Source organism: Clostridium intestinale (assembly GCF_035905475.1).
Lineage (GTDB): Bacteria > Bacillota > Clostridia > Clostridiales > Clostridiaceae > Clostridium_T > Clostridium_T intestinale.
The window spans coordinates 1,339,323-1,355,309 of sequence record NZ_CP121166.1; the positions used below are offsets into that span (position 1 = coordinate 1,339,323).

Genomic DNA, 15,987 nt, shown 5'->3' on the forward strand with positions numbered 1-15,987 from the left:
AATTATTTGTGAACAATACGACAAAATAATATATTATGCTTTACTTTTTAAAAGTTTTGCTGTTAAATAAATGTTGTCGTAATTTTTTATTTTAATTTATACATAATATTATTAAAATTTCTAGTTTCAATTAAATATACAATTGAATATACTAGACTAATTAAATTTAGGGGGACTGATAAATGTTAGAGCAAGAAAGCGTTCCGATTTTGAATGCACTAAAAGAGTATATAAAAGATGATGTAACTCCCTTTGATGTACCTGGACACAAAAATAGAGGGAATGATAATGAATTAAAAGATTGTCTTGGTGAAGAGATATTTAAGTATGATGTTAATTCCAAGATAAATTTAGATAATTTGATAAAACCTACTGGAGTTATTAAAGATGCTCAAAAACTAATGGCAAATGCTTTTGGCGTAGATGAGGCATTGTTTTTAGTTAATGGTACCACAATAGGTATTCAATCCATGATTATGAGCGTTTGTAGACCTGGAGAAAAATTAATAATACCAAGAAATGTTCATAAAAGTGTATTGAATGCATTAATACTATGTGGAATAATTCCAGTTTTTATAGAACCCGAAATAAGCACTGAATACGGGATTTTCATGAACGTTACTGAAGATAAGATGATTAATATAATAAGAGATAATCCCGATGCTAAAGCAGTTTTAGTAATTAACCCAACTTATTATGGCGTAACTACAAACCTTGAACCTATAGTTTATGAAGCTCATAAGCATAATATGCTAGTTTTAGCCGATGAAGCGCATGGAAGTCATTTCTATTTTAATGACAAGTATCCTGCTCCTGCAATGAGGATGGGAGCCGATATGTCTTGTGTAAGCCTTCATAAAACCGGTGGTTCATTAACTCAAAGTTCAGCTTTGTTAATAAATTCTACTAAAGTTGATCCTAAGAAAGTAAAAGCTACTCTTAACTTATTACAAACTACTAGCGGTTCATATTTATTGATGGCAAGCTTAGATGTTGCTAGAAAAAATTTAGCCCTTACTGGAGAAGCTAAATTAGATAAAGTAGTGGAAATATGTGTTGAAGGTAGAAAAAAAATAAATGCTCTAGATGGTTATCATGTTTTGGATGAACAAGAAATAACTAAACACAATATGAAGTCAATAGACTTAAGTAAACTTTGTATATGTGTAAAAGATACTGGACTTAGTGGATTTGAAGTTGTTAACCTTCTAAGAAGTGAATGCAGGATTCAAATGGAACTTGGCGATATGTACAATATATTAGCTGTTATAAGTTTAGATGATACAACTCAGGATTTAGATAAACTTGTAAAAGCTCTTAAGTATATAAGAGAAAATCATAGTAAAGATACAAAATTAAATTTTGATTTTAAGAGCTTAAGCATACCTAAAACCTTATTAAATCCAAGAGATGCATTTTTTAGTGATAAAAAGTATGTAAACCTAAAAGATGCAGTTAACAAAATAAGTGGAGATACTATAATTGTTTATCCTCCTGGAATTCCTATAGTTAGCATTGGCGAAGAGATAAACAAAGAAATTGCTGACTATATTGAGGACATGTTTAATCAAGGCGTAGAGATAATAGGCATGGTTGATGATACTATAGCTATAATTGAATAATAAATTTAGAGTAGAAAGGCACCCTAAGTAGTTAGGGTGTTTTTCTATGGGTTTAAAATACATATTTATTTATAAAATTCTAATAAATATCTAATAATTGTGTAGTAGTATAAGAATTGGTATATAATATAGTAAAAGTTAAGAAGGAGGATTTTATGTCTGAATATAAAAAATCATTAATACCTGAATTAAGTAAATGGAAAATTGAAATGATGAAAAAACCCTCGATTTTTAATAAAGCATCCAAGGGTATTCAAAATAAATTTAATGATATTTTACCTGAAAAATATCATGAAATAATGACAGTTGCAATTAAAAACATGATTAAAGCTGTCTTAGTTGGATCAGAATTTATCGCTAAAGATCCTATTAGAAACTTATCTTTAGAGGAAAGAGATAAACTTGCAAGAGAAAAAATAGAGTTTTATAAGACAACAGCTATCGTTGAAGGAGCTAGTACAGGTGCAGGAGGGTTTTTATTAGGCTTAGCTGACTTTCCATTATTACTTAGTATTAAGATTAAGTTTTTATATGAAATAGCTGCTATATATGGATATGATGTAAAAAACTATAAAGAAAGAATTTATATACTTTATATATTTCAATTAGCATTTTCTAGCCAATCTAAAACTAACAAAGTATTTTTAGAAATGGAAAACTGGGAAGAGACTTCTAGTAAACTTCCTAGAGACATAAATGACTTTAATTGGCGTGATTTTCAACAAGAATATAGAGATTATATAGATTTAGCAAAATTACTCCAACTAGTTCCTGTTATTGGTGCATTTGTTGGAGCTTATGCTAACGCAAAGCTTTTAGATAAACTCGGAACAACCTCAATGAATTCATACAGAATGAGATTATTTCCAAATTTATAATTTCTATAAAATAAAGCCTTCTCAAAATCATGAGAAAGCTTTCTTTTTTTTGCAAATAAGAGGAGGTAGTTATGTTATATGCCGAATTTAAAGAAAAGTAAGGATATAGTACCTTTCTTTGTAAAATAACATCCATTTTGAGAATGTTATTTAAATTATAGACAAAATATAATTAATATATTCATTAATTACTAAATTTAAATATGAGAAGTCTCTTTTGAAATATATATTAAGTTTAAATCAGAAGAAAACTCAATGGCTTTTCATATTTGTACAAAAGAGACTTCCCAAGTATTATATGAAAATTTATATGCAAGCGTTAATTGTTTTTGAACTAAATTCTAAAAATAAAAGAGGAATATTATCCCTGAGGAAGAATATTATATACACATCATAAATTATCTATTCTTTACAAAGATTAATTATTCAATCTTTGTAAAGCTTAAAAAGTTGGGGGGCTTACTAATGTTAATTTTTAAAAACCGGTATAATCAGCTTCGAAGTGGCTGGAAGATCGCTATTTCATTTTTAATTTTATTCATAACAATATTTATTTTATCAATAATAATCGGAGTTTTTGGTGGTATATTCTCTATTAGCCGTAATAATCCTATTTATTCACTGTTAAACATGGGGGTTAGCACAATATCTTTTATTTTGGTTTCTTTGATTTCTTGGAAACTTGTTCAGAAAGAACCTTTTAGAAATATGGGGTTAACTTCAATAAAAAGAGATGGCTTTGATTTATTATTTGGATTATTTTTAGGTGCTCTGTCTATAACCATAGTATTTTTTATACTAATAGCTACTAATAATGCAACCTTGGTTACTTCTTTTCTTAAACCTAATTTTTCTTACGAAATACTTTTAGGTATAGTACTATTTATATTAGTTGGTTTTGGGGAAGAAATGTTTTTTAGAGGATATTTGATGTCAGTATTAAAACAAACAAATAACAGTTTCCTTATAGTTTTAGTATCTTCATTAATTTTTTCTCTGATGCATGCTAGTAATCTTAATGCTAATCCTTTAGGTTTATTTAACATCTTTTTAGTAGGAATAGTTTTTGCATATATGTTTATTAAATCTTCAAGTATATGGATGCCTATAGGTTATCATATAACTTGGAACTATTTTCAAGGGTATGTCTTTGGATTTCAAGTTAGTGGAAACCCTACAAACGGATTATATGAAGCTACAGTAGCTCAGAATAATCTAATAAATGGTGGGGCATTTGGTCCAGAGGGAGGGGCTGCTGTTACCTTTATTTTAATTGTAAATCTTGCTATTTTATATCTTTATTACAGAAGAAAGAAAACCATAAAATATGTATAAAATAAAAGGATGCACATAAAAGCATCCTTTTATCTTTAAGAGGTAATATTATTATTAGCCATTAAATTATGTTCATCTAACTCATTTTTAATTAAGTACACAAATATCAGAATTTTTATTATTGGAATACCAGAACTATTAGAAATCTCTATGTCTTCTATAAAATATTTAGCTCTTATAAAAGTAATAATTTCAAATAGAATATTAGAAATATTTATTATATAGAATATAAGTAAAGCTTTTCTTTTTCCAGTAAAAATAAGAATAGGTGATAAGCAAAATAGTATTGAAATAATAAAAATTATAACTTTAACATTAGTATTAATAGATATATCTGTCCAATTGACTACTAAGTTATTCTTTATTGACTGATACATGAAAAGTGATCCTATAATTCCGCCTATTAAATTAGATATAGCAATAATGTATAAAATCACTCTTTTTTTACTCATATAATCCCCCCTAAAAATTTAAATCATACAACACTATTATAGTACAATAGTATATAATAGTAAAATATTGATATAGATTTATACATAATTAAGGAGATACTTAAAATGATTAAAGAATATATTAATTTAAATGAAGAAGAAAAAAAACTTGCTTTTGATTTTGTAACTAGAAATGACAACAGCATGACTTGGGACAAGTTTAATACCATGTTTGGTTCAAAAGTTTATGATTATGGAAGAGGTGTTCTTTTTTATTTTAATAATGGAAAAGTAATTGGTAAAATTAATATAGTCCTTGAAGTAGTTGAAAAACTAAAAAGTGTATATATACACTTTTTAGATTTACTAGATGTTTCTGAAGAAAAAATTAATATTGCAAAAAAACTTATAGAAAAAGCTATATTAATAGCAAATAAATATAATGCTGAAAGTATACTTTTAGGAGAAAGAAATGTTATTCAACTAAAGCTTTTAGAAAAATTAGGCTTAAATAATTCCTATAGATCTCTTAAAATGAATTTAGATGATGTATCCTTAAACGCACCTCTTTTAGATTTAATTCCACTTACACATGATAACAAAGAAAAATATTTAGAAGTTTTTAACGATTCTTTTAGTGATATGCCTCATGGTACTTATTCAGATATTAGTGGAGTAGAAGAATATATAAAAAAATCAGATGATTGTAACTATTACTTTATGGTCAGCATAAATGATATGATTATTGGGTTTATGAATTGTTCTATAGAGAATAAAGAAGGTTCATTTGATATTGGGCTTTGCAAGGAATACAGGGGAGTTGGTTATGGTAAATCACTTTTAGAAACAGCCATAAACTTCCTAAACAATAAAAATATAGATAAAATCTTTCTAATAGTCATTGAGGAAAATTCTAAAGCTTATACTATGTATAAAAAGAGAGGTTTTAAAGAAGATTCAACATTGAGTTATTGGATTAAAATCAAATAATAAAGGTGTAAGAAATATTACATAAAGTATTTCCTACACCTTAGTTTATTCAAATATTTTTTTAATCTCTCTATTTATGTACTTTGCATCGGATATAAATTCATCAGGAATTACTATAAACTTTAGATTATCTGATTTATTATTTATATAGTTATAGATTATTTGCGCCTCATCTACCTCGTTTTTACCTATAAAAGTCCCATCATTAAGATTAAACTTTTTATAATGCTTTATTATATTTTGAGCTAAGGTCGTTAGTTTAATAAACGCGCCTTTTTCCTTGAATATAACTTTATTTCCCTTTATAAAGAATATCTTTATGTTTTCATTATCCAAGTATTCTACTAAAATTATATTTTTATTTTCTTCAGTAAAATCAACCGCTTTAATACCCACAACTAAATAGTTTATAAAAGTTAAATAATCCCTGTATTTAGCAGCTCTCTCAAAATCAAAGTTTTCAGATGACTGCCTCATTGCTTCTTCGATTTCATTTAATATAGATGAGTCTTTACCTTCTAATAAACTTATAACCTTATTAATTACGTCCATATAATAATTTTTTTTTGAGTCACCTGCACATAATCCAACACAAAGACCAAGAGAGTAGTTTAAACATGAACCTTTTCTTTTAAAGTCATTAGAGCATAATATTTTATAAAATTCCTTGATTCCTTCAACAGCCTTTCCAGGAGAGCTTTTGCTTACGTAAGGTCCAAAATAAAGCATACCATCTCCCGAAGTTATTTCATCCACTATTTTAAAATCAGGATATTCTTTGTTTAGATTTACATGTACATACTTATAAGACTTAGGACTTTTCATAAGCCTATTATAAGCTGGTTTTATATCTTTTATTAATTTACATTCCAGCATAAATGCTTCAAACTCAGTATCCGTAAGCACAAAATCAAAGTTTTTTAAGTTTTTTACTAATTTTAAAGTTTTAGGTGAATGTGCTTTAGAATTAATAAAATATGAACCAACTCTATTTTTAAGATTTTTAGACTTTCCTACGTATATGATATTGTTCAGAGAATCCTTCATTAAATATACACCTGGTGAAGAGGGGAGTCCTTTTACTTTTTCCTTAATATCCATTTATAAAATTACCTCCCAAATCGCTTTCTATACCCACACTTTCTGCAAAGCTCCTCAACAGCTCTTCTATTTGAAAATCCTTCTGTAATATCCTTAGCTCTAGAGCTTTCTATTATTTCTGAAAAACTACTGTTATTTATATTTCCTAAATCTATAATTCCATTTCCATCTAAACAACAAGGAACTACGGTTCCGTCTACTAATATACCAATTTGGTTTCTAAGCCCATGACAAAAACCTATACCATCATCCTCATCCTCCGTTAAAGCAGGCCAATTAAATTCATAATCTTGATTTAGATATATATATTCTAATATCTTAAATCCTCTACATTCGCTTATTTTGTCTTCAATTTTATATTGAAGATTAAATTCTCTCTCTATAATTTCTAAAATCTCTTTGTTTTTATTTAACTTAAGATTTGTATTATTGTTTTCATTTAAGTTCCAAAGTCTAAGTCCAGTTATAATCTTCTTTTCTCTAGCTTCCTTTGAAAATTCAATAACGTTATTAATATATTCTTCTTTATTTACAGCTTTTTCATTACCATCAAAACTATGAAGAGAAATGTTAATCTGCCTTAGAGCAGGGGCATTTAGTAATATATCTTTTACTTTAGTTATAAGCGTTCCATTTGTTGTTAAATTAACCTTGAATCCTTTTTTAAAAGAAATATCTAATAAAGTTTCTAATTCTGGATGGAGTAGTGGTTCCCCTTTTATATGAAAATATATATATTCACCATAAGGCTTTATATCATCTAGTATTTTAGAAAAAGCATCAATCTTTATAAACTCAGGTTTCCTTAGAGTTTCAGGACAAAAACTACAAGAAAGATTGCATACATTGGTTATTTCAATATAGATCTTCTTAAATTTTTTCATTTGTTATACCTCGCTAACACATATATAAATGAGAATATCACTTTTTTTAACTAAAGGAAAGCGGATTCTTTCACTCGTTATAAAAATTCAAGCAAAAAAGCACTTCATACCTACATACTTGAATATCTGCATATCACTGTAATACCATAATTATGGTATTACAGTGATATGCATGTATGGAGATATAATATTGAGTAATAAATGAATTTATAGTATACTTACTCTTTGTAGTTAAATTCAGCTTCAAGAAAGGATACTAAAATATGAAAATAGACAAAAAAATTATTCCGTATTTCACTGCATTAATTACTAATCTTATCTTTGGGCTAAGCTTTTTATTTACCAAAAAAGCTTTAATGGTATCAAACCCTATAACCCTAGTCGCTTTTAGATTTTTATTAGCTTTTATTATTATGAGCTTACTTATAGCATTTAAAGTAATTAAAGTAAATTATAAAAATAAACCTATGAAATGGTTAATAGTTTTAGCTATTATAGAGCCAATAATTTATTTCATTTTTGAAACCTATGGACTTCAAAGGACTTCAAGCTCCTTAGGTGGACTTATGATAGCCCTTATTCCTATAGTAGTAACAATTCTTGCTATATACCTTTTAAATGAAAAACCATCACGAAAGCAAGTATTAAGTATTATTTTATCTGTATCTGGAGTTGTGTTAATCATACTTATGGATGGATCAAAAAACTCTGGAAATTCTATTTTAGGTGTATTATTTTTGAGCGTTGCAGTATTTTCAGCTGCATTTTTTAATATAATAGCTAGAAAAATATCTAAACATTTTACAGCTATAGAAGTTACTTACTTTATGATGTTTTTAGGAGCAATCTTTTTTAATATAGTTTCTGTAAGTAATCATATCTTAAATGGATCATTATCCAATTACTTTGAGCCTTTAAAAAGTTCAAGCTTTGTTTTATCAATTTTGTATTTAGGAATATTATCATCTATAGTAGCTTATTTTCTTGCTAATTTTACATTGTCTAAAATGGAAGCCTCCAAATCGGCTGTATTTGCTAATATTTCTACAATAGTATCAATATTAGCTGGGGTTATTTTCTTAAAAGAGAATTTTCATTTATACCATACAATAGGATCTGCCATGATTCTAATGGGAGTATGGGGGACAAACTATTATAAATAATAAGTCTTTAAAGTCTAAATTTCATTTTACAAAGAAATTTAGACTTTTTTTCATGTAAACAGATTAAATATAAATCCAAACACTTGTAAACATTATCATCTTTTTCGCTAAAACATCTAAACACTATTTAAAATTCTTTAAACACTGTCTTATTTTTCAAAATAATCTTTAAACATTTATAAATTTCTTTTTCAATAACCCCATTATCTTCTACACTTTAGTGTTTTGGCATGGAAATTGCTGTAATTAATTGCATAGGTGTCAAATATTTAATTAGGAGGTTTAATATGGAGGAGTTAGAGAAAATTATAATGGACATCATAATAAATTCTGGTGATGCTAAAGCTTATTCCTATGAAGCCCTTACCGCAGCAAATGATCGAAAATATGACGAAGCAGATGAATTAATAAATAAGGCAAATGAAGTTCTTGAGTTAGCTCACAATTCTCAGACAAGTTTATTACAAAAAGAAGCCGCAGGTATTAAAACCGAAGTTTCAGTATTATTTGTTCATGCACAAGACCATTTAATGACAACTATATCAGAAAAAAACATGATCGAGCAAATAATTGAATTAAGAAAGATAGTTAATGAATTACTAGATAAATAATAATTTGGGTTAATATGAAATTAATTTATTAAGGAGGAAAAATAAATGATTAAAATTACATTATTTTGTGCTGCAGGAATGTCAACAAGTGTTTTGGTGGAAAAAATGAAAGCGGCAGCTAAAACTAAAGGAGTAGAGGCTGTTATAGAAGCTTTCCCAGAATCAACTATGTCAAAAAAATTAGAAGAAGGTATCGATGTAGCTTTACTTGGACCACAAGTTAGATATAAGTTACCTAATGCAAAAAAATTATGCGGTGCAAAAGGAGTACCAGTAGATGTAATAAATTCAGTAGACTATGGAATGATGAAAGGCGATAAGGTTTTAGATTTTGCTTTAAAGTTACTGAATAAATAATGCAATATAGATAATAGTTTTAAGAATTTATTTATAAGAAATTCAATGAGTTAAGCTACAAATTATATTTTAATTTGTCTTATAAAAAAATTTTAAGGAGGACTTATAAATGTCAGAAACACGTGGAGAAAAACTTATAAGTATCGTAATGAAATTTGTTGAACTCAAAGCTATTGTCGCACTAAAAGATGGAATAATATACACTCTACCTATGTCACTAGTAGGATCAGTATTTTTATTATTAGCACAAATCCCATATAAGCCATTTAATGATTGGATGGCTGGAATCTTTGGAGCAGGGTGGACTGAACCATTGTTCCAAGTTTATAACTCTACAATGCAGATTATGGCTATAATAGCCGTAATAGGTATAGCATATACTTATGCTAAAAATGAAGGTCATGAACCATTAGGATCAGGAATCATAGCTTTTGCAGTATTTTTAATAACTTTAAATCAATATACAACATCTGCAGCAGGAGAAGTTGTGTCAGGTGTTATACCTAGAACTTGGCTTGGTGGACAAGGTATGGTTACAGCTATAATTATAGGACTTTTAGTTGGATTCGTTTACTCATGGTTCCTAACTAAGAAAATAACTATAAAGATGCCTGCTGGAGTTCCACAAGGTGTATCAAATCAATTCTCAGCACTTATACCTGGACTTGTAATAATAACAGCTACAATGTTTGTATACATGTTCTTTAGATATGCACTTAATACTACTTTAATAGATTTTATATTTAAAGTATTACAAACTCCACTACAAGGATTTACAGATTCATTAATAGGCTTAATAATTACAACTGCACTTGTACCTTTCTTCTGGTGGTTTGGTGTTCATGGTGCTACTATAGTTGGTGGCGTAATGAGTGGACTTACTGCTGCTAATAGATTAGATAATCAAGCAATTATAGATGCAGGTAAAGAGTTAACTATAGCTAATGGAGGACATATAGTAACAGATCAATTTGGCGCAAGCTTTGTTACTGTAACTGGATCAGGGTTAACAATAGGTTTAGTAATTTTAATGCTTACTATAGCAAAATCTGAGCAAAATAAAGCGTTAGGTAAACTTGCTGTAGGGCCTGGTATATTTAATATAAATGAACCAATACTATTTGGATTCCCAATGGTTATGAATCCATTGATGTTTATACCATTTATATTAGCTCCAACAACAGCAGCTGTTGTTGCATATCTTGCTATGAGAGTTGGATTGGTTCCATTATTTACTGGAGTAACTGTTCCTTGGACTACACCTCCTATAATCTCAGGATTTATCTTAGGAGGATGGAGAACAGCCTTAATGCAAATAATTTGTATAGGAATTTCAGTTGTTGTTTATTTCCCATTCTTTAAAAAGATAGATGCTATGAATCTTAAAAACGAACAACAAGCAGAAGCTGAGGCATCAGGCTTAAATGTTTAGTATGTTATAAAAATTTATGTAAGAACTAAGTATCATATTTATGGTACTTAGTTCTGTTTTATAAAAAATATAATAAAATTAAAGGAGAATAGAACAAATGAAAATGTATAAATTAAGAATTAGAGGAAGCTTGAGTGACTTTAAAATTAGTTATTTATATTCATTAAATTATCTAGATTTTAATGAACTTGATTATGAAGGTTCTGAACAGCAAAAATATTCTTGCTTTGTAAAGGAAATTAAAAATAATATAGCTCCCCAACCCGTATATGTGGATATTAGAATGAGTGATTGCCATTTAGATAGAGTTATATCCAGAAAACAAATTAGCGAAATAAATGAAGTTACTTCATTCATAAATATACTACCAATTTTTATTTGGCATAAAGGGTAAACTTGAGTAATATTCTTATTAGTTAAAAGTATATTACTAGTATTTATCAAATAAATTATGTTATTATTAATTATATAATTTGTATTAGTGAGGTATTTAAAATGGGAGAGGTTCAATTACAACAGTTATTAAACAAAGATAATAAAGTTCAACTTTGCACTCTTGATTTTCCTGAAGATATACTTAATTTAGATAGGAAAAATGAATTTGGTATAAGTTTAATATCTTTAGATGAAGATGTTAGAAATGAGCTTGAACCAAATTCTCCTTCTTATTTAGAAAGAATTAGTTGCTTAAAGGATCTTCACGATTCTGGATTTAAAACATTTGTAAATCTCGAAATTAATCCTAAAATAAAACTTGAAAGTGCAGCTTTAAGTAAGTTGCTTAAAATAGTTTCTTTTGTCGATAAAATTCTGATAAAAAAATCTTCTTTTGACATTGATGGTATTGTTTTTAATGGTTATTACAACACAATAGTAGATTATTGTAACAAAAATTATATAAAATATTCTATATTAGATTAATGTATAAATGCTTTAGTAAGATTTTAAAATCTTGCTAAAGCATTTATATTTTTCAACTAATCTTTATATTTTTTTAAAACTAAGCTTGCATTATGACCACCAAATCCAAGAGAATTAGTAATTCCATATGATATAGCTTTAACTTTTCCTTTATTAGGAGTGTAGTCTAAATCACAGTTTTCATCTGGAGTAGAATAGTTTATTGTAGGCGGAATAAATCCCTCTTTAATTGATAAGGCTGTTATAATTGCTTCTACAGCCCCAGTAGCGCCTAACATATGTCCTGTCATAGACTTTGTTGAGCTTATAGATATATCATAAGCATAATCTCCAAATACAGTCTTTATTGCAGCTGTCTCATTTTTATCCCCAACTTCTGTAGAGGTTCCATGCGCATTTACATATCCTATATCTGTTGGACTTATTTCAGCATCTTCAATGGCCATTTTCATACACCTAGCAGCGCCTTCCCCTTTTTCAGCAGGTGAAGTTATATGATAAGCATCATTAGTACAGCCATATCCTACAATTTCTGCTATTATATTTGCATTTCTTTCTAAAGCTTTACTATATTCTTCAAGAATAAGCATTCCAGCGCCTTCTCCCATAACAAACCCATCTCTATTTTTATCAAATGGTCTAGAAGCTGTTTCTGGATTTTCATCTATTGTCATAGCTTTGCTTGAAGAAAAACCAGCAAGACATAACCTAGTAATGCAAGCTTCGGCGCCTCCGGCAATAATTACATCTGCATCACCTCTTTGTATTACTTTAAACGCATCTCCAATAGTATTCGTAGAAGTTGCACAAGCAGTAACAGCACATTCTACAAAACCTTTAGCTCCATATTTTATAGCAATAAGCCCTGAAGCCATATTAGATATCATCATAGGTACTAAAAATGGACTTACTCTTCCAGGCCCTTTTTCTAGAAGTACTTTATGTTGATTCTCCAAGGTTTCAATTCCCCCTATTCCTGAACCAACAATAACTCCTAGGCGTTCTTTATTTATTATGTCTAAATCAATTTTAGAGTTTTCTATAGCCATTTGTGCAGCTGCTATAGCATATTGCGAAAATCTATCAGTCCTTCTAATTTCTTTTTTGCTTATGTATAACTCACCATTAAAATCCTTAATTTCAGCTGCTACCTTTGTTGGTATGTCAGAAACATCAACTCTTTCTATTTTGCTTATTCCACTTTTACCTTCTTTTATATTATTCCAAAACTCTTCTGTTCCCATTCCTACAGATGATACAACACCCATCCCTGTTATAACTACACGTTTTTTCAAGCTAAAAACCTCCATAAATTTCAGATTTTTATAGTATTATTTACATAAATAAAAATATCATATATAATTTACTCAAAATGAACAGTTATTGCTTTCTACTAGTAATTTATGAGGAGTATTATGCTGAATTTAAAAGATACGTTAGAGGTTTGCGTAGAGTATATTGAAAATAATATATACAATAAAATAACTTTAGATGACCTATCAAAAGAAACGGGTGTATCTAAATATTATCTCCACAGGATGTTTAAATCATTAACAGGGGAGTCCATTATAGAATATGTTCAATCAAGAAGATTAACTTTAAGCATTAATGAATTAGTTTATACTAACAAACGAATAATTGATATAGCTATGGATTTTGGATTTAACTATGAACAATCCTATATAAGATCATTTAGAAAGAAGTTTGGATATACACCCCTTAAAATACGCTCAAAAGATATATCAGTTATTATTACAGAGAAGATTAATACTGATGAAATTCTAACTATAGATAACTCAATTACATATAAACCTTTTTTTGTATTTAAAAAAGGGTTTAATATTATAGGAACAGAACATAAGATTTTAAGTAAGTCTGGGGATAATTCAGCTAATGCTTATGGGCGTGAGTTTTTCTACAATAATAAGAATATCATTGAGAATCCTATTAATCCACATATATATATTGGATATACTGATTGGAGTAAAAATCCAGATGGATACATATATTATATGCCTTCTGTACAAGTTGAAAATCTAAAAAATATTCCTGAAAATATGAAAGGAATAGCAATTCCTGATCATGAATATGTTGTATTTAAATTTATAGGATTTTTTAAGCCTGACTATATTAAGGGCAAACATATAGGAAGAATTTTAGCACACTTATATAGAAAATGGATTTTTCAATCGGACTTTAAATTTGCAGACTCCTTTAGACTTGAATATATAGATAATTCTTTGTCTAAAGATAATTATTGTGAGCTTCACATATATCAACCTATAAAACGTGTATAAACGTAAAATGGAGTCTTGATTAAATAATAATCAAGACTCTAAGAAATTAACCTTTGTTTCTAGCTACCTTAGCTAAATCGTTAGCTGCAAGCTTACCAGTATATAAAGATCCTTGAATCCAGCTAGGGGTTGATGAAATATGCTCTCCGGCAAAGAAAACCCTACAATTGTATTCTGATTTTAATAAACTATCTCCAAATATTCTTTTTTGTTCTGGTGAATATTTGCACACAGCCCCTCTAGACCATTGCTCATTATTCCAAGTTAAATATTTTGAATCCTGAACTATAGAATCTAAATATTCATTTGGTAATCCATGCACAATCTCAACCTGTCTCTTAACAATTTCATTATGAACCGCAGGATCAGTATTCCCCAAATAAATAGCTTCTCTTGCTTGATTATATGATGCTATTAGTACACCAGGATCACTTGACTCTCCACCATAAGCGTGATCAGATGGATATATTATATTAATTATAGACATGTCGGTAAGTGAGTTCCCGCCATTAATCCCTCCATACTCAGCATCTTCCTCCCAAAAACGGCTCTTACACAAAAATAGCGTTTTTTGACTATCTACATAATTTAATTCTTTAATTGCTTGCATTTTTATATTAGAAAATACAGGATTAATTTCTACAGTCCTAAGAGTAGAGTAAGGAATAGCACAAATAACGTAATCAAAATTTTCACAAGATTTTTCTGTAGAGTTTTTATTATTATATTTTATAAAAACTTTATCGCTATCTTCAGATTTATATATCCCAGATACCCAATATCCAAGCTTCCATTTAACAATTCCCAAGCTATCCAATTCCTGATTAGTATATTCTTTTGGGGTTTCTGTAGTTAAAGAATTATAAAATGCTAGAGGAAGATTTGACAAGCCACCCTCAATTCTATATACATATTCTAAATCTACAGGATAATTTTGCGATAAAAGATGATTATACGATATATCCATAAGAGGAGATAAAGTTGGATCAACACTTGTTATAAGTTGAATAGCTCCAGGGCTAAGACCTAAAAATTCAAAATTCTGACGTAGGCTAATATTTAATAGTGGAGCATACTCTGGATTATATACAGATAAAATCTTCAGTATTTCACTTCTTACATAAGGAGATAAGTTTTTCATTGGACTATTCATTGCATAATCATAAAGCTCTCTCCAAGAAGTATTTCTTTCAGTTGGAGTTAAATTAAACTTTGGATAAAAGTGTTTTTCAATTTCTCCATGATAATTTCTAATTCTAGTATTTTTAACATATATAAATCCATTTGGATCTCTTTGAATAAAAACATCTGTATTAAGTTTAAATAAATTGATGTAGTGCCAAACACTTTCATGGGATACTGGGATTCTCATAGCTCCAAGTTCACCGTAAAGTTTTTTTGCCTCATCAAAATAATGAGTATAAATTCTTCCACCAATTCTTTCATCATTAGCTTCAAATATCGTAATATCGCACCCAAGTTTTCTAAGTTCAAATGCGGCCGCCATTCCAGCAATTCCAGCACCAATAACACCTATTTTTCTTCCTTTTAAACTTCCAGCTGGCGAATAATTCAAAATATCAGGCGGCGGACTTAGAAGTTTAATTATGTTCTCAAAGTCTTCTTCTCGTCCTGCTGTTGATAAAGCTCTTTTAAGTAGCTTATATCTGGCTTCATCACTTGGATTTGGAGGTTGATTTATAAAATGATTTGTTTCCATGTACTCAGATTACTCCTAATAATTACTATATTAATAGATATTATTTAAAAGTAATTATTAGACTTAAAATTTCTGTTTTTGATATAATTTTGCCTTTATATTTTTTAATTCACCATTAACTTAATTAAGCATAAAATAAAAAAAGAAATAATCTCTAACCCGATATAGAGATTATTTCTTCTTGACATCAATTGATGTCTTCTTTATCTTACAATAAAGAAAATGTTTAGTATATGGGGGACTAA

16 protein-coding genes are annotated in these 15,987 nt (G+C 28.5%); 11 read left to right on the top strand and 5 right to left on the bottom strand.

The window, feature by feature from the left end:
- Positions 1–182 precede the first annotated feature (182 nt).
- The 3 genes from P8F83_RS06960 to P8F83_RS06970 all read left to right on the top strand — a co-directional run bounded on the left by P8F83_RS06960 (position 183) and on the right by P8F83_RS06970 (position 3,835).
- Positions 183–1,622, top strand: coding sequence for an aminotransferase class I/II-fold pyridoxal phosphate-dependent enzyme (locus P8F83_RS06960; RefSeq protein WP_326514035.1), 1,440 nt, complete (start codon positions 183–185; stop codon positions 1,620–1,622).
- A 155-nt stretch (positions 1,623–1,777) separates the two neighbouring features.
- On the top strand, positions 1,778–2,500 hold the full coding sequence (locus tag P8F83_RS06965; RefSeq protein WP_326514036.1) for an EcsC family protein: 723 nt from the start codon (positions 1,778–1,780) through the stop codon (positions 2,498–2,500).
- 465 nt (positions 2,501–2,965) lie between these two features.
- Positions 2,966–3,835: a CPBP family intramembrane glutamic endopeptidase gene (locus P8F83_RS06970; protein WP_326514037.1), complete on the top strand. Its 870-nt coding sequence runs from the start codon at positions 2,966–2,968 to the stop codon at positions 3,833–3,835.
- Between the two features lie 35 nt (positions 3,836–3,870).
- Here the strand turns inward: P8F83_RS06970 and P8F83_RS06975 are convergent, their stop codons facing one another.
- Entirely contained in the window at positions 3,871–4,287 is a 417-nt protein-coding gene (locus P8F83_RS06975) for a hypothetical protein (RefSeq protein ID WP_326514038.1), read from the bottom strand.
- A 105-nt stretch (positions 4,288–4,392) separates the two neighbouring features.
- On the opposite strand from P8F83_RS06975, the gene P8F83_RS06980 reads away from it, so the two are divergent.
- The gene (locus P8F83_RS06980) at positions 4,393–5,256 is read left to right on the top strand and encodes a GNAT family N-acetyltransferase (protein ID WP_326514039.1); all 864 of its coding nucleotides are present in this window, start codon (positions 4,393–4,395) and stop codon (positions 5,254–5,256) included.
- A gap of 45 nt (positions 5,257–5,301) precedes the next feature.
- Here the strand turns inward: P8F83_RS06980 and P8F83_RS06985 are convergent, their stop codons facing one another.
- Positions 5,302–6,357 carry a UvrB/UvrC motif-containing protein gene (locus P8F83_RS06985; RefSeq protein WP_326514040.1) on the bottom strand — a complete coding sequence of 352 codons (1,056 nt, stop codon included), beginning with the start codon at positions 6,355–6,357 and terminating at the stop codon, positions 5,302–5,304.
- Between the two features lie 8 nt (positions 6,358–6,365).
- Positions 6,366–7,241: a radical SAM/SPASM domain-containing protein gene (locus P8F83_RS06990; protein ID WP_326514041.1), complete on the bottom strand. Its 876-nt coding sequence runs from the start codon at positions 7,239–7,241 to the stop codon at positions 6,366–6,368.
- A 263-nt stretch (positions 7,242–7,504) separates the two neighbouring features.
- On the opposite strand from P8F83_RS06990, the gene P8F83_RS06995 reads away from it, so the two are divergent.
- The 6 genes from P8F83_RS06995 (at position 7,505) to P8F83_RS07020 (ending at position 11,725) form a co-directional block, all read left to right on the top strand.
- Positions 7,505–8,404: a DMT family transporter gene (locus P8F83_RS06995; protein ID WP_326514042.1), complete on the top strand. Its 900-nt coding sequence runs from the start codon at positions 7,505–7,507 to the stop codon at positions 8,402–8,404.
- A 287-nt stretch (positions 8,405–8,691) separates the two neighbouring features.
- Entirely contained in the window at positions 8,692–9,015 is a 324-nt protein-coding gene (locus P8F83_RS07000; RefSeq protein ID WP_073016260.1) for a PTS sugar transporter subunit IIA, read from the top strand.
- 45 nt (positions 9,016–9,060) lie between these two features.
- Positions 9,061–9,372 carry a PTS sugar transporter subunit IIB gene (locus P8F83_RS07005; protein WP_021802022.1) on the top strand — a complete coding sequence of 104 codons (312 nt, stop codon included), beginning with the start codon at positions 9,061–9,063 and terminating at the stop codon, positions 9,370–9,372.
- Between the two features lie 109 nt (positions 9,373–9,481).
- On the top strand, positions 9,482–10,804 hold the full coding sequence (locus P8F83_RS07010; RefSeq protein WP_326514043.1) for a PTS sugar transporter subunit IIC: 1,323 nt from the start codon (positions 9,482–9,484) through the stop codon (positions 10,802–10,804).
- Positions 10,805–10,901: 97 nt separating this feature from the next.
- Positions 10,902–11,198: a hypothetical protein gene (locus P8F83_RS07015; protein WP_286906221.1), complete on the top strand. Its 297-nt coding sequence runs from the start codon at positions 10,902–10,904 to the stop codon at positions 11,196–11,198.
- Positions 11,199–11,299: 101 nt separating this feature from the next.
- The gene (locus P8F83_RS07020; protein ID WP_326514044.1) at positions 11,300–11,725 is read left to right on the top strand and encodes a hypothetical protein; all 426 of its coding nucleotides are present in this window, start codon (positions 11,300–11,302) and stop codon (positions 11,723–11,725) included.
- Between the two features lie 56 nt (positions 11,726–11,781).
- On the opposite strand, the gene fabF is transcribed toward P8F83_RS07020, so the two are convergent.
- Positions 11,782–13,020 (bottom strand): beta-ketoacyl-ACP synthase II, encoded by a 1,239-nt coding sequence (gene fabF, locus P8F83_RS07025; protein WP_326514045.1) that lies wholly within the window; start codon positions 13,018–13,020, stop codon positions 11,782–11,784.
- 120 nt (positions 13,021–13,140) lie between these two features.
- On the opposite strand from fabF, the gene P8F83_RS07030 reads away from it, so the two are divergent.
- Positions 13,141–14,022: an AraC family transcriptional regulator gene (locus P8F83_RS07030; protein ID WP_326514046.1), complete on the top strand. Its 882-nt coding sequence runs from the start codon at positions 13,141–13,143 to the stop codon at positions 14,020–14,022.
- A gap of 46 nt (positions 14,023–14,068) precedes the next feature.
- Here P8F83_RS07030 and P8F83_RS07035 read toward each other — a convergent pair whose 3' ends face one another.
- On the bottom strand, positions 14,069–15,742 hold the full coding sequence (locus tag P8F83_RS07035) for a flavin monoamine oxidase family protein (protein WP_326514047.1): 1,674 nt from the start codon (positions 15,740–15,742) through the stop codon (positions 14,069–14,071).
- Positions 15,743–15,987: the final 245 nt, after the last annotated feature.